Origin of the sequence: Pseudomonas koreensis (genome assembly GCF_012986595.1) — a bacterium.
Taxonomy (GTDB): Bacteria; Pseudomonadota; Gammaproteobacteria; order Pseudomonadales; family Pseudomonadaceae; genus Aquipseudomonas; species Aquipseudomonas koreensis.
Window position 1 is genome coordinate 358,237 of the sequence record NZ_JAAQYM010000005.1, and the last position, 17,893, is coordinate 376,129.

Annotated in this window: 10 protein-coding genes and 1 pseudogene; 6 read left to right on the forward strand and 5 right to left on the reverse strand. The window is 60.8% G+C overall.

Annotated features, from left to right (window positions below; genetic code table 11):
- Window position 1 precedes the first annotated feature (1 nt).
- The 3 genes and pseudogenes from HBN98_RS17545 to HBN98_RS28315 all read right to left on the reverse strand — a co-directional run.
- Complete coding sequence (locus HBN98_RS17545) at window positions 2-1,744, reverse strand: potassium/proton antiporter (RefSeq protein ID WP_083367222.1); 1,743 nt, start codon at window positions 1,742-1,744, stop codon at window positions 2-4.
- A 317-nt stretch (window positions 1,745-2,061) separates the two neighbouring features.
- Window positions 2,062-2,934 carry a methyl-accepting chemotaxis protein gene (locus HBN98_RS28310; RefSeq protein ID WP_401280588.1) on the reverse strand — a complete coding sequence of 291 codons (873 nt, stop codon included), beginning with the start codon at window positions 2,932-2,934 and terminating at the stop codon, window positions 2,062-2,064.
- Between the two features lie 30 nt (window positions 2,935-2,964).
- Window positions 2,965-3,717, reverse strand: a pseudogene (locus HBN98_RS28315) (MCP four helix bundle domain-containing protein); the annotation flags it as partial.
- A gap of 248 nt (window positions 3,718-3,965) precedes the next feature.
- On the opposite strand from HBN98_RS28315, the gene HBN98_RS17555 reads away from it, so the two are divergent.
- The 3 genes from HBN98_RS17555 (at window position 3,966) to HBN98_RS17565 (ending at window position 6,532) form a co-directional block, all read left to right on the forward strand.
- Complete coding sequence (locus HBN98_RS17555; RefSeq protein ID WP_003220969.1) at window positions 3,966-4,196, forward strand: hypothetical protein; 231 nt, start codon at window positions 3,966-3,968, stop codon at window positions 4,194-4,196.
- The gene (locus HBN98_RS17560; protein WP_003220971.1) at window positions 4,193-4,495 is read left to right on the forward strand and encodes a cell division protein ZapA; all 303 of its coding nucleotides are present in this window, start codon (window positions 4,193-4,195) and stop codon (window positions 4,493-4,495) included. The genes HBN98_RS17555 and HBN98_RS17560 overlap by 4 nt, the downstream gene beginning before the upstream one ends.
- Before the next feature lie 99 nt (window positions 4,496-4,594).
- Entirely contained in the window at window positions 4,595-6,532 is a 1,938-nt protein-coding gene (locus HBN98_RS17565; RefSeq protein WP_083367220.1) for a methyl-accepting chemotaxis protein, read from the forward strand.
- A 91-nt stretch (window positions 6,533-6,623) separates the two neighbouring features.
- On the opposite strand, the gene HBN98_RS17570 is transcribed toward HBN98_RS17565, so the two are convergent.
- On the reverse strand, window positions 6,624-8,426 hold the full coding sequence (locus HBN98_RS17570; RefSeq protein WP_083367219.1) for an acyl-CoA dehydrogenase: 1,803 nt from the start codon (window positions 8,424-8,426) through the stop codon (window positions 6,624-6,626).
- A gap of 299 nt (window positions 8,427-8,725) precedes the next feature.
- The gene (gene putA, locus HBN98_RS17575) at window positions 8,726-12,679 is read right to left on the reverse strand and encodes a trifunctional transcriptional regulator/proline dehydrogenase/L-glutamate gamma-semialdehyde dehydrogenase (protein ID WP_083367218.1); all 3,954 of its coding nucleotides are present in this window, start codon (window positions 12,677-12,679) and stop codon (window positions 8,726-8,728) included.
- 456 nt (window positions 12,680-13,135) lie between these two features.
- On the opposite strand from putA, the gene putP reads away from it, so the two are divergent.
- The 3 genes from putP to HBN98_RS17590 all read left to right on the forward strand — a co-directional run bounded on the left by putP (window position 13,136) and on the right by HBN98_RS17590 (window position 17,680).
- Window positions 13,136-14,620 (forward strand): sodium/proline symporter PutP, encoded by a 1,485-nt coding sequence (gene putP / locus HBN98_RS17580; RefSeq protein ID WP_064585641.1) that lies wholly within the window; start codon window positions 13,136-13,138, stop codon window positions 14,618-14,620.
- 350 nt (window positions 14,621-14,970) lie between these two features.
- Window positions 14,971-16,986, forward strand: coding sequence for a type VI secretion system Vgr family protein (locus HBN98_RS17585; protein WP_083367217.1), 2,016 nt, complete (start codon window positions 14,971-14,973; stop codon window positions 16,984-16,986).
- Window positions 16,976-17,680: a DUF4123 domain-containing protein gene (locus tag HBN98_RS17590; protein WP_083367216.1), complete on the forward strand. Its 705-nt coding sequence runs from the start codon at window positions 16,976-16,978 to the stop codon at window positions 17,678-17,680. The genes HBN98_RS17585 and HBN98_RS17590 overlap by 11 nt, the downstream gene beginning before the upstream one ends.
- Window positions 17,681-17,893: the final 213 nt, after the last annotated feature.

Genomic DNA, 17,893 nt, shown 5'->3' on the forward strand with positions numbered 1-17,893 from the left:
TTTAGAGGAAGAGACCGGGACCCGGGCGACTTCCTTCGGGGAATCTGACGCCCACTTTGCCGATCTTGTTCCCGTCCATGACCGCGACTGTCCAGTGGGTGTTGTTCCACTCCACCTGGTCGCCGACGATCGGTGCACCACCGACCTTGTGAGCAATGAACGCGCCCAGGGTCATGTCCGGATCGATACCTTCGGCCGGCAACCCGTAAAGGGCTGCAACCGCTTTAAGCTGGGCGTCTCCTTCGAGCACGAAGTCGCCGAAGAAGCGCAGATCCAGACCGCGTTGCGGCGCCTGACTGAACAGTTTGCCGAGGGCTGGCAAGTTGTGTTCATGGCCGATAACACACAGCAAATCATCGACTTCCAGCACCGTACTACCCGACGGATGGAGCAGTTGCTGACCACGAAACAGCGCGGCGATGCGCGTACCTTCAGGCATTTTCAGCTCACGCAAGGGTGAACCGATGCACCATTTCTCGGCGCCGAGCTTGTAAACGAACAGTTCCCACTCGCTGGTGATATGCACTTCCAGCGCGGAACGGGAGATCGGCGCCGGCTCCGGCGGTACCGTCACCTTCAGCAGCTTGGCGACCCACGGCAGGCTCGTGCCCTGGACCAGCAGCGACACCAGCACGATGAAGAACGCGAGGTTGAAGTACAGCTGCGCATTCGGCAGCCCGGCCATCAACGGGAACACCGCCAGAATGATCGGTACCGCGCCGCGCAGGCCGACCCAGGAAATAAACGCTTTCTCGCGGCCGTGGAACGCCTTGAACGGCAGCAGGCCGACCAGCACCGACAGCGGCCGGGCGAACAGAATCATCCACAGCGCCAGACCGAGGGCGGGCAGGGCGATCGGCAGCAGGTCATGCGGGGTGACCAGCAGGCCCAGCACGAGGAACATGCCGATCTGCGCCAGCCACGCCATGCCATCGAGCATGTGCAGAATGCCGTGACGGCTGCGCACCGGGCGGTTGCCGATCACCAGGCCGCACAGGTAAACCGCGAGGAAACCGCTGCCGTGCAGGGCGTTGGTCAGGGCGAACACCACCAGGCCGCCGGCGATCACCAGAATCGGGTACAGGCCGGCGGCGAGGTTGATCCGGTTGACCAGTTGCAGCATCAGCCAGCCGCCACCCAGACCGATCACACCACCGATACCGAACTCGCGTACCAGATGCCCGAGCAGGCTCCAGTGCAGTCCGGTCTGGCCGCTGGCGAGCATATCGATCAGGGTTACAGTGAGGAACACCGCCATCGGGTCGTTGCTGCCGGATTCGATTTCCAGGCTGGCGGTGACCCGTTCGTTGAGGCCTTTGCCGCCGAGCAGCGAGAACACCGCAGCGGCGTCGGTGGAGCCGACGATGGCGCCGATCAACAAGCCCTGGATCAGGTTCAGGTCGAACAGCCACGCCGCCGCCATACCGGTCAGCCCGGTGGTGATCAACACCCCGACGGTCGCCAGCGACAGCGCCGGCCACAAGGCCACACGGAAACTCGAGACCCGCGTGCGCAAACCGCCGTCGAGCAGGATCACCGCCAGTGCCAGGTTGCCGACCAGATAGGCCGTCGGATAGTTATCGAAAATGATCCCTCCGCCATCGACCCCGGCGGTCATGCCGACCGCGAGAATGATCACCAGAATGGGGATGCCGAGACGGGAAGAAAGTGAGCTGACAAGAATGCTCGCACCTACCAGCAACGCGCCGATCAAGAACAGGCTGTTGATGGTCGTCGCATTCAAAGGCAGTACTCCAGAAGCGTAAAGACGGGCACAAACTGACCATGCAGTCTGCGTGCCAGCGATTCTAACCTGTTGAAATGTGATGCTGTCAAAAAGGTTTTTGCAGCGTGCTCGTACAGGCGGTGCGGCATGTGATGACTGTGGTGAGGGAGCTTGCTCCCGCCGGGGTGCGCAGCGCCCCCAAAAATCAGACGCTACGGTTTTTCAGAGCAGACGCAGTGGCTCGATTGCGACGGCTGCGCCGCCGAGCGGGACGGTGCGACGACTCGACAAGCTCCCTCGCCACAGAGCGTTCATTTACTTCAAGGGAAATGTCGTTACAGGCTGAACCGCCCAACCATGTTGTTCAGATCCAGCGCCAGGCGCGACAGCTCGTTGCTCGCCGCACTGGTCTGATTCGCACCAGTGGCCGACTGCACCGACAGGTCGCGGATGTTCACCAGGTTGCGATCCACTTCGCGGGCCACTTGCGCCTGCTCTTCAGCAGCGCTGGCGATCACCAGGTTGCGCTCGTTGATCTCGACGATGGCGGTGTTGATAGTGTCCAGCGACATTCCGGCACCACGGGCGATGTTCAGCGTCGACTCGGCGCGTTCGGTGCTGTTGCGCATCGAATCCACGGCGTGTTCGGTACCGCTCTGGATGCTGCCGATCATGCGCTCGATCTCGCTGGTCGACTGCTGGGTGCGATGGGCCAGCGCACGGACCTCGTCGGCCACCACGGCAAACCCGCGCCCGGCTTCACCGGCACGGGCCGCTTCGATCGCGGCGTTGAGGGCCAGCAGGTTGGTCTGATCGGCCAGGCCACGAATCACGTCCAGCACCTTGCCGATGTCGCGGGATTCATTCGCCAGATCACCGATCAGGTTCGCAGTGCTCTGCACATCGGCGCTCATGCGTTCGATGGCGCTGACGGTTTCCTGCACCAGGTCACGGCCGTCGCCCGCCGAGGTGGTGGCGTTCTTCGAGGCTTCCGAAGTGCTCACCGCATTGCGTGCGACCTCTTCCACGGCGCTGGTCATCTCGTTGACCGCGGTGGCAGCCTGTTCGATTTCGTTGTTCTGCTGCGTCAGGCCACGGGCGCTTTCGTCGGTGACACTGTTCAGCTCTTCTGCGGCGGAAGCCAGTTGCGTGGCCGAACCGGAAATGCGTTGCAAGGTGTCGCGCAGTTTCGATTGCATCTTGGCCATGGCGGCCAGCAGGCGCCCGGCTTCGTCGGTGCCGTCCACTTGGATCGGCTGGGTCAGGTTGCCTTCGGCAATGGTTTCCGCGGCGTCCAGGGCTTTCGAAATCGGCTTGGTGATGCTGATGGTCAGCAGCCAGGCGAACAGCAAGGTCAGGCCGGTGGCGATCAGCAACAGCGTCACGACCAGATTGAACGACATCGAGTACTGATTGGCTGCACCCTGATTAGTCTCGGCAATTTGCTGGGTATTGATCTCTAGCAGTCGCGCCAGGGCTGTGTTCACCGCTTCCGAGTTACTCAGCAAGTCCGAGTTGAGCATCTGCCGCAGTTCATCGATCTGATTGTTGCGCGACAGGGTTTTCATCCGGTCTTCGAGTTGGCGGTACTGAGCCAAGAGCTGCACGTACTGATCGTAGGCCGCGCGCTCTTGCGGGCCATCGATCAAAGGTTCGTAGGCGCGTTGGGCGTCGGCGATTTGCCGGTTGCGCAGCTCGAACAGCTCCATGGTTTTTTGCTGCACGTCCGGTTCGCGGTTGATCAGCAACCGATACGAAAGCACCCGCAGGCGCAGCGTCAGTTGAGTGAATTCATCGACGGACTTGATCGACGGGACACTGGCAGTGGCGATGTCTTCGCCCGCTGCACGGATTTTGCTCATCTGGTTCAAGGCGAACACGCCGAGAATCAGCATCAGACCGCCGATCAGGGCGAAGCCGGTGAACGCCCGGGGGGCGATATTCATATTGCGAAGGGACATGGGTGCATACCGAGGAAGGGCCGCATCCATGCGGGCTGAGACTGCTGTATGGATGACTTATCGGTCATACGACTAAAGTCTTGAGGCGGTGTGCGTATTTGTCGCACAAGGGCTTGGGCGACGAAGTGCAGGAACCAGATCGGCAGATCACAGTCTTTTAAACTCGCGAGAACGGTCGGCCACCAGGAAAATCAAGGCCTTGCGCCGGTTTAACCCTGGCATCCGCAGTGACTTTTCTTTATCGTACGCGCCCTTTGAAAAACGCCTGGAAGATCAAAATGTTGGAAGCATCCCTCAGCCAATTGGAACAGCTCGTCAGCGACCTGGTGCAACAGAACCAGACCCTCACGCAAACCAACCAGACCCTGTCCACGGAACTGGCCCAGGCCAAGGATGAAAACGAAAGCCTGCAACTGAGCCTGATGGAACAGGAAGAGAAGCACGGCGCCACCGCAGCGCGCATCCAGGCCCTGGTTGATCGCGTCAACGCAGGTCCTGTCAGCGCATGAACCACGGCACCGCAGGGGTAAAAGTCATATCCATTCTCGGGGAGGACTATTCGATCAAGGCACCGGCCGGGGAAGAACAGACCCTGCTGGACGCCGCACTGATGCTCAAGGCCGCACTGGCCGACACCAAACGCAAATACCCGACACTGATCGGTGACCGCTTGCTGGTGCTGGCCGCCATGAATCTGTGCTCGCAGCAGATCGAAATGAAGAAACAGCACCAGGAAGAACTCGACCGTTACCAAGAGCAAGTCAGCGCCACGGTCGAAACCATCGCCAAGACCATCAATCAGGGCTGATGGAGTTGCGCACAACCAAAGAATAGATTGTTGATTGGGTTGTATACAATCGGCACGGCTGTTGCATTGTTTCGGCCACTTATTCTTTGGGGGTGCTCCATGCAGTTCTGGCGTCGCAGTATTCAATGGCAGCTGATTCTCAGCATGGGCACCGCCCTGCTGGTCAGCATATTGATCGTGGTTGGCATTTATACCCTGGTGGTCAACCGCCTTGCCCAGAGCTATCTGGTCGAACAAGCGCTGCCGTCGAGCATCGAAGCGACGCGCAACGACATCGAGCGCATCCTCGTCCAGCCGCTGACCGCCGCCAAAGACATCGCCAGCAACAGCATGGTCCGCGACTGGCTGGCCTCGGGTGAAGACAGCAGCAAAACAGCCGCCTTCGCGCAGTATCTGGAAGGCATCCGCGCCGAACACAAAGCTTTCACCGCGCTGATCATCGGCACCGAATCCAATCACTACATCACCGAAAAAGGTCTGGATCGCACCCTCAGCCGAGCGAAACCGGCCGATGCCTGGTTCTATTCCTTCCTCGACAGCCATCAGCCGCGCACCCTGAATATCGACAATGACGGGGCCACTGGAGAATTGGCGCTGTTCATCGACTTGAAGGTCGAACAGGCCGGCAAAGTGGTCGGCGTAGCAGGGCTTGGCCTGAGCATGAAAGAGCTGTCGGAGCTGATCCACAATTTCAGTTTCGGCGAGCGCGGCAAGGTCTATCTCGTGCGTTCCGACGGTTTGATTCAGGTCCATCCGGAGGCGCAGTTCAGCGGCAAGCGCACCTTGAGCGAGCAGATCGGTTCTTCGGCGGCGCAAGCGGTCATGGGTCAAAAAACTGCCGTGAGCAGTAGCTTCCAAAGGGACGGCGAAGACTTCCTCGCCTTCAGCCTGCCGCTGCGTGACCTGGGCTGGACGCTGGTGGCCGAAGTGCCGCAATCGCAGATCTATGCCGAAGCTCGCAAAGCGATGTGGATGAGTGGCGGCATCGGCCTGGCGGTGGCATTGGTGTGCCTGGCGCTGGTGGTATGGCTGGCCCAGGGGTTGGTGCGACCGATTCGGCAGGTAACAGCCGCGCTCGTAGCAATCGGTAGCGGCGGTGGAGATTTGACCCATCGGTTAGATTCCAGTCGCGCCGATGAGCTGGGTGATCTGGCCCGGGGCTTCAACCGATTTCTCGACAGCCAGCGCGCGATGATCGGCGAAGTGCTGACCACCAGCGAGCATCTGCGCACCGCCGTCGACCAAGTGGCCAAGGTGGTGGAAAACACCGCCGAGCGCTCCGTACGCCAGCAGGAAATGACCGACATGGTCGCGACCGCCGTTCACGAAATGGGCCTGACCGTGCAGGAAATCGCCCAGAACGCCGGCAACGCCGCGCTGGCTTCGCAAACCGCACGGGACGAAGCGCTGCAGGCGCGGGAAGTGGTCGGTGGCTCGATTCGCCATATAGAAAGCATGTCCGATGAGATTGGTGTCGCGGCGGGGGCGGTGGGTGAGCTGGCGCATCAGGTGGCGTCGATCGATTCGGTGCTGGCGGTGATTCGCGGGGTGTCCGAGCAGACCAACCTGCTGGCGCTCAACGCCGCCATCGAAGCGGCGCGTGCCGGCGACATGGGGCGCGGGTTTGCCGTGGTGGCGGACGAAGTGCGCACCCTGGCACGCAGGACCCAAGCCTCCACGGACGAGATTCAGCAGATGATCGGCAGCCTCAAGCAGGGCGCCGAGAATGCGGTGTCGTCGATGCGCACTGGGCAAGCGGCGACCGGCACTGGCGTTGAATCAAGCCAGCGCACCGGGGCGTCGTTGACCGCGATTACCGGGCAGGTCGAGCGCATCAGCGACATGAACCACCAGGTGGCGACGGCGACCGAAGAGCAATCGGCGGTGACGGAAGAGATCAACCGCAATGTGCAGGGGATTTCCGATCTGGCGCGGGCCACGGCAGGGGAGGTTCGTGCGTGTCGCGAGGATTGTCAGATGTTGCAGAAGCTGGCGGATGATCTGGCGCGGCAGATGGGTGGGTTCAAGTTGAGCTAAAGGATCAAGATCAAAAGATCGCAGCCTTCGGCAGCTCCTACATTGGAATGCGTTCCCTGTAGGAGCTGCCGAAGGCTGCGATCTTTTGCTTTTAGAACCACGCATCCTGCATCGCCAGACACGTCTCATCCCGCGCCTCCAGCAACGTCAGCTCATGCTGGCAACCCGGCACTTCCCACGTCAGGAAATACCGCGCCGCCTGCAGCTTGCCCTTATAAAAGTCGGCATCCGCCGCATTGCCCTTGGCCAACCCTTCCTCGGCGCGGATCGCCTGTTCCAGCCAGCGCCAGCCAATCACCGTGTGCCCGAACACCTTCAGGTAAAGCGCCGAATTCGCCAGGCTGCTGTTGACCTTGCCCTGCGCCAGATCGGTCAACAAACCGATGGTCACTGTTTGCAGGCGCGCGACCAGTTTTTCCAGCGGCTCACGCAGCGCAGTTAATGATTCGTACGCGGTAGCGCGTTCGGCGGTGTCGGCAATCAGGCGAACCAGTTGCTTGAGCCCGGCGCCGCCGTTCTGCGCCAGTTTGCGACCGAGCAAGTCCAGCGACTGAATACCGTGGGTGCCTTCATGGATCGGGTTCAGGCGGTTGTCGCGGTAATACTGCTCCACCGGATATTCGCGGGTGTAACCGTGGCCGCCGAGGATCTGGATCGCCAGTTCGTTGGCCTTCAGGCAGAACTCCGACGGCCAGGATTTGACGATCGGCGTCAGCAAGTCCAGCAACTCATGCGCCTGTTTGCGCTCGGCTTCGCTTTCCAGCGTGGTGGTGTCATCGAACAGCCGCGCCGCGTAAAGGCCTAGGTCAAAGGCCCCTTCGACGTAGGATTTTTGCGTCAGCAGCATGCGTCTGACATCGGCGTGCTGAATGATCGCCACCGGTGCGGTGGTCGGGTCCTTGCTGTCCGGCACTCGCCCCTGCGGGCGTTCGCGGGCGTATTCCAGTGAGTACAGGTAGCCGGCGTAACCGAGCATCACCGCGCCCATGCCGACGCCGATTCGTGCCTCGTTCATCATCTGGAACATGTAGCTCAAGCCATGATGCGGCTTGCCTACCAGATAGCTGACACACTCGCCGTTATCGCCGAAGTTCAGCGCGGTTGACGTGGTGCCGCGCCAGCCCATCTTGTGAAACAGACCCGCCAGCAGCACGTCGTTGCGCGGGCCCAGCGTGCCGTCATCGTTGACCAGAAACTTCGGCACGATGAACAGCGAAATGCCTTTGACCCCCGGCGGCGCATCCGGCAGCTTGGCCAGGACCATGTGCACGATGTTTTCCGACAGCGGGTGATCGCCGCCGGAAATGAAGATCTTGTTGCCCTTGAGCCGATAAGTGCCGTCAGACGCCGGCTCGGCGCGGGTACGAATATCCGACAGTGAGGAACCGGCGTGTGGCTCGGTGAGGGCCATGGTGCCGAAGAAGCGGCCGTCGATCATCGGTTGCAGGAAGCGCTGTTTCTGCTCGTCGGTGCCGAAGCTTTCGATCAGGTTGGCCGCGCCCATGGTCAGGAACGGGTACGAAGTGGTTGCCGCGTTCGCGGATTGGAAGTGCGCAAAGCAGGCTTGCGACAGCAGCGTCGGCAGTTGCATGCCGCCGGTCTCGAAACTTCTTGCGGCGTTGAGGAAACCGGCCTCGAGGAAGGCATCCACCGCTGGTTTCACCTCGGGAATCAGAATCGCCTGGCCGTTCTCGTAGCGCGGCTCGTTCTCGTCGCCCTTGCGATTGTGCGGCGCGAAGTATTTTTCGGCGATGTTACGCGCAGTGCCAATGGCCGCGTCGAAGGTCTCGCGGTTGTGCTCGGCAAACCGCTCGCGCCGGGTCAGGCCCTCGGCATCGAGGACTTCGTACAGCTCGAAAGCCAGATTGCGGGAACTGAGCAGCGTCTCGGACATGGCGGCCTACCTGAAATTTGGGGTTGGGCCGAGTCTAGTCCTGCTGATAGAGGCTGAATACGATGATTGATGGGCGTGATACAGAAGCAAAAGATCGCAGCCTTCGGCAGCTCCTACACGGTCTATGTAGGAGCTGCCGAAGGCTGCGATCTTTTGATCTTTTGTAGGAGCGAGCCTGCTCGCGAAAGCGGTGGGTCAGGCAACATTGATATCGACTGACACTCCCTCTTCGCGAGCAGGCTCGCTCCCACAGGGTATTGCGTACCGGGCAGCCATTGCGGCTGCCGGTTTATCGGGTATTAACCGATGGTCATCAAGCTCGCATTACCCCCCGCCGCAGCGGTGTTAACACTCAACGCTCGCTCGATCACCAGACGCTCCAGCGCAATGTTGGTCTCGCCCTGGGACAAGCCCTGAACACCAACAATGGCACCGGCACGCTTGGCAATCTGCTGGCAAACGCCACGCAACTGGTCGGAATGACCGTGATGCAGGACAGCGTCGAACACCACGTCGTCCTTGGTCCAGTCGGCGATCAGCTTGATCCGCGCCTGAACGTCCTTCGGCAAGCGTGCGAACAAGGCCTTGCTGATGTCGGACTCTGGCCATACCGCCGAACCGCCGACAGCCAAGACCGCCGCCAGTTGGGTCAGCAGATCGCCTTCAACGTCCGCCAGGCACAGCACGTGCTCGCGCGGCAGGATGGCGTAGCTGTTCTTCTCGCCGGTCGGGCCGGCCAGCACACGGGTGATACCGCTTTGCGACTGGGCGGCGTACTGCACGCACAGGGCGCTCAGGTCGGCGTATTTGTTGTTCTCGGCCCATGCTTTGAAAGCGTTCAACGGTTTGCTCATGGCATCACGCAGACGCACGTCCGGGGCAACGACAGCGTCACCGCGAGCGAAGGATTGTTCGATCGCATCGGTAGGACGCGTCGACAGCAAGCGGTACAGGTACAGCGGACCACCGGCTTTCGGGCCAGTGCCCGACAGGCCTTCGCCACCAAACGGCTGCACGCCGACCACGGCACCGACGATGTTGCGGTTGACGTAGACGTTACCGGCGTTGACGTTGTCGATCACCTTGGCGATGGTCTCGTCGATACGGGTGTGCACGCCGAGGGTCAGGCCATAACCGGACGCATTGATCTGGCCAATCAACTGGTCGATGTCCTTGCGCTTGTAGCGAACCACGTGCAGCACCGGGCCGAAGATCTCGCGTTGCAACTCGTCGAAGCTTTCCAGCTCGATCAGGGTCGGCATGACGAAAGTGCCGCGTTTGACTTCTTCAGTGTCGGCAATCGCCACCTGGTACACGTTGCGACCTTTATCGCGCATGCCCTGAATGTGCTTGTCGATGCCAGCCTTGGCTTCGGCGTCGATCACCGGGCCAATGTCCACGGACAGACGCTCAGGGTTGCCGAGACGGCTTTCAGCCATCGCGCCTTTGAGCATTTCGATGACACGGTCTGCGGAATCTTCCTGCAGGCACAACACACGCAGTGCCGAGCAACGCTGACCAGCGCTGTCGAAGGCCGAAGACACTACGTCGATCACGACTTGTTCGGTCAGTGCCGAGGAGTCGACGATCATCGCGTTCTGGCCACCGGTTTCGGCGATCAGCGGAATCGGACGGCCCTGGCTGTCGAGGCGACCTGCGATATTGCGTTGCAGCAGACGCGCGACTTCGGTGGAGCCGGTGAACATCACGCCTTTGACGCGCTCGTCACCGACCAGGCCGGCGCCGACGGTTTCACCGCGACCCGGCAGCAGTTGCAGCACGCCTTCGGGAATCCCGGCTTCCAGCAGCAAGCGCACGGCTTGCGCAGCAACCAGCGGCGTTTGCTCAGCCGGTTTGGCCAGTACCGGGTTACCGGCAGCCAGTGCCGCAGCGACCTGACCACTGAAAATCGCCAGCGGGAAGTTCCACGGGCTGATGCACACCACTGGGCCCAGTGGGCGGTGGGCGTCGTTGCTGAAATCGTTGCGTGCCTGCACTGCGTAATAACGCAGGAAGTCGACGGCTTCGCGGACTTCGGCGATGGCGTTGGCGAAGGTCTTGCCGGCTTCACGAGCCAGCAGGCCCATCAGCGGCTGGATCTCGCCTTCCATCAAGTCAGCGGCACGTTCCAGAATTGCCGCGCGCTCGGCTGGCGGGGTGGCCTGCCAGATCGGCGCGGCGTTCAGCGCGCACTGGATCGCGTTGTCGACGTCTTCGACGGTGGCTTCCTGCACGTGACCGACCACATCGCGGTGATCCGCCGGGTTCAGCACCGGTGCCGGGGCTTCGTTGCTGGAAGCGCAACCGAGCATCGGCGCGGCTTTCCAGTTGTTGTGCGCGGTGGCAAGCAGCGCGCAGGACAGCGAGGCCAGACGATGTTCGTTGGCCATGTCGATGCCGGCAGAGTTGGCACGCTCGGCGCCGTACAGGTCACGCGGCAGCGGGATGCGTGGGTGCGGCAGGCCGAAACCACCTTCCACGGTCGCCATCTGCTCGATCTGCGCCACCGGATCGGCCACCAGCTCCTGAATCGAAATCGACTGGTCGGCGATGCGGTTGACGAACGAGGTGTTCGCGCCGTTTTCCAGCAGACGACGCACAAGGTACGCAAGCAGGGTTTCGTGGGTGCCGACCGGTGCGTACACGCGGCACGGACGGTTCAGCTTGCCTTCGGAAACTTTGCCTACAACTTGCTCGTAAAGCGGTTCGCCCATGCCGTGCAGGCACTGGAACTCGTACTGGCCCGGGTAATAGTTCTGACCGGCAATGTGGTAAATGGCCGACAGCGTGTGGGCGTTGTGCGTGGCGAACTGCGGGTAGATGACTTCCGGCACCGACAGCAGTTTGCGGGCGCAGGCGATGTAGGACACGTCGGTGTACACCTTGCGGGTGTACACCGGATAGCCTTCCAGGCCTTCGACCTGGGCGCGCTTGATCTCGCTGTCCCAGTACGCGCCTTTCACCAGACGGATCATCAGGCGATGACGGCTGCGGCGAGCCAGGTCGATCACGTAGTCGATCACGTACGGGCAACGCTTCTGGTAAGCCTGAATCACGAAGCCGATGCCGTTCCAGCCGGTCAGTTGCGGTTCGAAGCACAGACGCTCGAGCAGATCCAGCGACAGTTCGAGGCGGTCGGCTTCTTCGGCGTCGATGTTCAGGCCGATGTCGTATTGCTTGGCCAGCAGGGTCAGCGACAACAGGCGCGGGTACAGCTCATCCATCACCCGCTCGTACTGCGCACGGCTGTAACGCGGGTGCAGGGCCGAGAGCTTGATGGAAATGCCCGGGCCTTCATAAATCCCACGACCGTGGGAGGCTTTGCCGATCGAGTGGATGGCTTGTTCGTACGACGCCAGGTACTTCTGCGCGTCGTGCTCGGTCAGGGCTGCTTCACCGAGCATGTCGTAGGAATAACGGAAACCCTTGGCTTCGAACTTGCTCGCGTTGGCCAGTGCTTCGGCGATGGTTTCGCCGGTAACGAACTGCTCGCCCATCAGGCGCATGGCCATGTCGACGCCCTTGCGGATCATCGGCTCGCCGCTCTTGCCGATGATGCGACTCAGCGACGAGGTCAGGCCGGCTTCGTTATGAGTCGACACCAGTTTGCCGGTCAGCAGCAGGCCCCAAGTGGCGGCGTTGACGAACAGCGACGGGCTGTTGCCCAGGTGCGGATGCCAGTTACCGGTGCTGATCTTGTCGCGGATCAGTGCATCGCGAGTGCCTTTGTCCGGGATCCGCAGCAGCGCTTCGGCCAGGCACATCAGCGCTACGCCTTCCTGAGACGACAGGGAAAATTCCTGCAACAGGCCCTGAACAATGCCTGCACGACCGCCGGCACTTTTCTGGTTACGCAGTTTTTCCGCGATGGAGGCGGCAAGTTTGTTGGTAGCTTCGGCCATCGGTGCCGGCAGACGCGCCTGCTCGATCAGCATTGGCACTACTTCCGGCTCTGGGCGACGGTAAGCAGCGGTGATCGAGGCGCGCAGTACCGATTGCGGCAGGATGCTTTCAGCGAATTCGAGGAAGCACTGGTGGGCGTGATCGGTGTGGACTTCGCCGGCGTCGTCGCTGTCCTTGGCGGTCAAACCGTTCAGCTCGGTCAGGGTTGCACCACCCTCGAGTTTTTCCAGGTAATTGAAAATTGCCTGCTTGATCAGCCAGTGCGGTGTGCGATCAATCGAGGTCGCGGCAGCCTTCAGGCGCTCGCGGGTCGGGTCATCGAGTTTGACCCCAAGGGTGGTGGTAGCCATATTTTTATCCTCATGGTTGCCACAGTTGCGTGGCATCAGCTGGCGGCAAGATTAGCCTTGCACTGAATGAGGTGCAACCGGGTGCAACCCTTTTTTTGTCGGAAAAATAAACGCTTCGTCAGGAATTATTTTCGGGTACTGACGTGCAGCTCCTGCTTGGTGCTTTTGCTTCTAGCGGAGCGACCTGACTGCGCTAAAAGGGAGCAAAAACGGCGTATTTATCGGTATATCCGACTAGGTGCAACTTAATCTCCAGAAACTGGTTGCACCTTTTTTGCTTTGTTGCATAGCATTCGCGCCCAAGGTGCAACCGGGAATACCCGGTGCATCGGCTGGTGGCTTTCCTGGGGAAACATCAGTCCTAAATGCGCGGGATCCGGAATCGTCTGCCAAACGTCGTCGTTTGTGCGCGATCCATCACCGCTGCTACATAAAAACAAAGCCAGGGCGTAACTAATGAGCGTAAGCAATCCAACACTGATCACGTTCGTGATCTACATCGCAGCAATGGTGCTGATCGGCTTCATGGCCTATCGCTCCACCAACAACCTTTCTGACTATATTCTTGGCGGCCGCAGCCTCGGCAGCGTCGTCACGGCTCTGTCCGCCGGTGCTTCCGACATGAGCGGCTGGTTGTTGATGGGCCTGCCGGGCGCCATCTACATGTCCGGTCTGTCTGAAAGCTGGATCGCCATCGGCCTGATCGTCGGTGCCTACCTGAACTGGCTGTTCGTCGCCGGCCGTCTGCGTGTGCAGACCGAGCACAACGGCGATGCGCTGACTCTGCCGGACTACTTCTCCAGCCGTTTTGAAGACCAGAGCGGCCTGCTGCGCATCATCTCGGCGGTTGTGATTCTGGTGTTCTTCACCATCTACTGCGCTTCCGGCATCGTGGCCGGCGCCCGTCTGTTTGAAAGCACCTTCGGCATGTCCTACGAGACGGCACTGTGGGCCGGTGCTGCGGCGACGATTGCCTACACTTTCGTCGGCGGTTTCCTCGCGGTGAGCTGGACCGACACCGTACAAGCCACCCTGATGATTTTCGCGCTGATCCTCACGCCGATCATCGTCCTGCTGGCCACCGGCGGCGTCGACACCACGTTCCTCGCCATCGAAGCGCAGGATCCAAGCAACTTCGACATGCTCAAAGGCACCACCTTCATCGGCATCATCTCGCTGATGGGCTGGGGTCTAGGCTACTTCGGGCAACCGCACATCCTGGCGCGCTTCATGGCCGCTGACTCGGTGAAGTCGATTGCCAAGGCCCGTCGCATCTCCATGACCTGGATGATCCTGTGCCTGGGCGGCACCGTGGCCGTGGGCTTCTTCGGTATCGCTTACTTCTCGGCGCACCCGGAAGTGGCCGGTCCTGTGACCGAGAACCACGAGCGTGTGTTCATCGAGCTGGCGAAAATCCTCTTCAATCCATGGGTTGCCGGTGTCCTGCTGTCGGCGATTCTCGCCGCCGTCATGAGCACCCTGAGCTGCCAGTTGCTGGTGTGCTCGAGCGCCCTGACCGAGGACTTCTACAAAACCTTCCTGCGCAAATCCGCTTCCCAGGTTGAACTGGTGTGGGTCGGTCGTGCCATGGTGCTGCTGGTGGCGTTGATCGCTATCGGTCTGGCGGCCAACCCGGAAAACCGCGTACTGGGCTTGGTCTCCTACGCCTGGGCCGGTTTCGGTGCTGCGTTCGGTCCGGTTGTACTGATTTCCGTGGTCTGGAAAGACATGACCCGCGACGGCGCACTGGCCGGTATCCTGGTCGGCGCGATTACCGTTGTAGCCTGGAAGCACTGGGAAGTGATGGGCCTGTACGAAATCATCCCGGGCTTCATCTTCGCCAGCGTGGCGATTTACATCGTCAGCAAACTCGGCGAGCCAACCAAAGGCATGGTGCAGCGCTTCGAAGCGGCGGAAAAAGATTTCCACCTGAACAAGTGATGCGCTGAGCTTCGGCTCACAAGAAAACGGCCCGTTTCCGAAAGGAGGCGGGCCTTTTTTTGTGCCTGTGATTTCTCAAGAATACTGAAGAAACCTGTGGGAGCTGGCTTGCCAGCGATGGCGGTGTGTCAGTCACTATTTGTGTTGAATGTGCCGGCCTCATCGCTGGCAAGCCAGCTCCCACAGGATTCGGTGGTGGTTTTTAGGGCTGTGTCTGTAGTCGGATGCGCCGATATCCGAAGTCTTTTTCGCCAGAAAAAGTAGGGCAAATCTGATTTTCCCGTCACCCGCCCAACACCCCTTGCCCCTCATGCAGAATCGCCCGCCCTCATTCTGCAGAGACACATCGGATGTTCGCGCCTGCCAATCAACCGCGTTTCACGTTGACCCTCGAAGGCGCCCAACTTGACCTCAAGGTCCTTGAGTTCACGGGCAAGGAAGCCATCAGCCAACCCTTTCGCTTCGAGCTGGAACTGGTCAGTGAGCGACCGGATCTGGACCTCGAAAGTCTGCTGCACCGTCAGGCGTTTCTGTGTCTGGGGGCGGACGGTTCCGGTATTCATGGCCAGATTTATCAAGTCGGTCAGGGCGACTCCGGGAAACGTCTGACGCGCTATCACCTGAGCCTGGTACCGCGTCTGACGTACCTCGGTCACCGCACCAACCAGCGAATTTTCCAGCATCAAACGGTGCCGCAGATCGTTGCGCGGATCCTCAAGGATCACGCGATCCTGCGCGATGCCTTCGAGTTTCGTCTCGGCAGTGACTACCCGGAGCGTGAATATTGCGTGCAATACGCCGAGAGCGATCTGGCCTTCATCCAGCGCCTGTGTGCCGAGGTCGGCATTCATTACCACTTTCAACACAGCCCCGAGGGGCACGTTTTGGTGTTCGGCGACGATCAAACGTTGTTCCCGCGGCTCGCGACGCCGACGCTGTACCTGCCGGGCAGCGGCATGTCGGCTGGCGCGCCGGCCATCCAGCGCTTCAACGTTCGGGTGGAAACCCGCACCAGCGTGGTGACTCGGCGCGATTACAACTTTGCCAAGCCGCAATTGCAGCTGCAAAGCCGCAGTGAAAGCGAGCTGCGCCCGGTGCTGGAGGATTATCACTTTCCCGGCCAGTTCAACGATCGTGAGACCGGCAAGCATCTGGCGCAGCGTGCGCTGGAAAGGCATGTCGCCGACTACCGTCAGGCCGAAGGCCTCAGCGATGAATCCGCCCTGGTGTGCGGACATTTCCTGCAACTGAGCGGGCACCCGCGCAAGGACTGGAACGACCTGTGGCTGCTCACCGCCATCGAGCACCGTGGGCGCCAGCCGCAAGTGCTGGAGGAATCGGTGACCAGCGATGGGGAAACTTTCCAGGGCTACCGTAATACCTTTCTCGCCACGCCGTGGGACGTGTTCTTTCGTCCGACCCTTGGCCCGGAAAAACCACGGATGCTCGGTTATCAACCTGCCGTTGTCACCGGACCGAAAGACACCGAAATCCACTGCGACGAGTACGGCCGGGTCAAGGTGCAACTGGCCTGGGACCGCGACGGCGAGCTCAACGAGCATTCCAGTTGCTGGCTGCGTGTCGCTACGGGGTGGGCGCATGAGCATTACGGCAGCGTGCTGATCCCGCGGGTCGGCATGGAGGTGCTGGTCGGTTTCATCGATGCCGATGCCGACAAACCGCTGGTCATGGGTTGCCTGCCGAATGCGGCGACCCCGGTGCCGCTGGACCTGCCAGCCGAGCAGACCCGCAGCATCTTCCGCAGCCAGAGCAGCCCCGGTGGTGGCGGTTACAACGAGCTGCGCATCGAGGACAAAAAGGGCGCCGAAGAAATCTACCTGCGCGCCCAGCGCAACTGGACTCAGCATGTACTGCACGACCAACAGGTTCAGGTCGACAACCAGCGCAGCATCGTCGTCACCGGACTTGCCAGCCATGAACTCAAGGCTGACGAGCAGCGCATTACCCACGGTCAGCGCCAGATCGAAGTGAAACAGGATGATCACCTGACGGTTGTCGGTGACCGGCATACCCGGGTGAGCAATCAGGCAACCAGCGCCAGCGGACAAGTCCACCTCAGCGCCGGGCAACAGGTGGTCATCGACGGCGGCGCGAGCGCGACGATTCAGGCGGGCGGACAGTGGATCAACATCGGCCCCGGCGGCATCTTCAGCAGTGTGCCGATTCAGGTCGGTGGCGCGCCGATGGCGGCGATGAACGCGGCGCCGAGTGTGCCGGGATTGCCGGCAAAACTCGCAGCAGCGCCGGCAGCCATGCTCACCGCCGCACAAATCATGAGCTTAAAAGGTGATGCGCCATTCTGCGAAGAATGCGCGCGCTGCAAGGACGGTGTTTGTGCAGCCTGAGCGCCTTGCACCGGCAGAGTGGCTGGCGCGTGAACCGCTGAAACCTTCGGAGCAACTGTTCGCGATTTTCAGTAATGCCAGCGACGCCAGGCCGCCGTTGGTTGCGGCGAGGCCGATTTGGGCGGAGACGATCTACGCCGAGTGGGATGCGGTGATGCCCTTTGTCGGAATTGTCGCTGTGGACAGTGAGTTTCTCGATTGGGTGGCAGCCACCGAGTCTCGCGATTGGGGTTGGCTGGCGGTTTCTTCGGCGAGTCTTGAGGTGGTCGTCGAGCACTTTCGCAGCCTGACTCAGGTGCTGATGCCAGATGGCAAAGCGGTGTTTTTTCGGTTTTGGGATGGGCGGTTTTTGTTGCCGATCTTGCAGTCGACGGCCGTGGATTCGGCGCAGTTGTTACCGGTGATCTCACGCGGTTTGATCAATGGTCAGGGCGTGGATGTCGGGGGCAGGGCGCAGGCCTCGGGGCGGGTGTTTCCTTGGTGGCAAGTACCGGAATCGGTCTTGGCGGCGGCAGGCGATGACGTTCGCGTCGGCAATACGCTGCAGTGGCTGAGCGAGGAACATCCAGGGTTGTTGGAGGCGTTTCCCGAGGCGGTTTTACGCTGCAAGGTCAGGCAGTTTTTTCAGCAGGCAGCGTCGGAAGAATCGTCGTCATCGGCGTTACTGGCGTATTTGCTGGCAGAGACGGAGTGACATTTCCGGGCGAAGTCCTCGGACGTTTCCTTCGAGTTGCGGCGGCTTTCATGAACTGGTGGGCGGTGGGTGGCAGGGATAGTCTTTTCGTTGTCACCGCAAACTCGGTGACAGGGTGTGGAAGCCCTTTTATCGTTAGGCGCATCTAGCGCCACCCGTCAGGCGCTCGTTATTGTCTGTGTTTTATGGTGGCTGCGCGCGGGGCGCTTTCGA

What these genes read in the sequence shown, in the direction of transcription:
- HBN98_RS28310 (WP_401280588.1), bottom strand. Translation starts at nt 2,934, where the DNA reads ATGGCCAAGATGCAATCGAAACTGCGCGACACCTTGCAACGCATTTCC.
- HBN98_RS17555 (WP_003220969.1), top strand. Translation starts at nt 3,966, where the DNA reads ATGTTGGAAGCATCCCTCAGCCAATTGGAACAGCTCGTCAGCGACCTG.
- HBN98_RS17560 (WP_003220971.1), top strand. Translation starts at nt 4,193, where the DNA reads ATGAACCACGGCACCGCAGGGGTAAAAGTCATATCCATTCTCGGGGAG.
- HBN98_RS17565 (WP_083367220.1), top strand. Translation starts at nt 4,595, where the DNA reads ATGCAGTTCTGGCGTCGCAGTATTCAATGGCAGCTGATTCTCAGCATG.
- HBN98_RS17570 (WP_083367219.1), bottom strand. Translation starts at nt 8,426, where the DNA reads ATGTCCGAGACGCTGCTCAGTTCCCGCAATCTGGCTTTCGAGCTGTAC.
- putA (WP_083367218.1), bottom strand. Translation starts at nt 12,679, where the DNA reads ATGGCTACCACCACCCTTGGGGTCAAACTCGATGACCCGACCCGCGAG.
- putP (WP_064585641.1), top strand. Translation starts at nt 13,136, where the DNA reads ATGAGCGTAAGCAATCCAACACTGATCACGTTCGTGATCTACATCGCA.
- HBN98_RS17585 (WP_083367217.1), top strand. Translation starts at nt 14,971, where the DNA reads ATGTTCGCGCCTGCCAATCAACCGCGTTTCACGTTGACCCTCGAAGGC.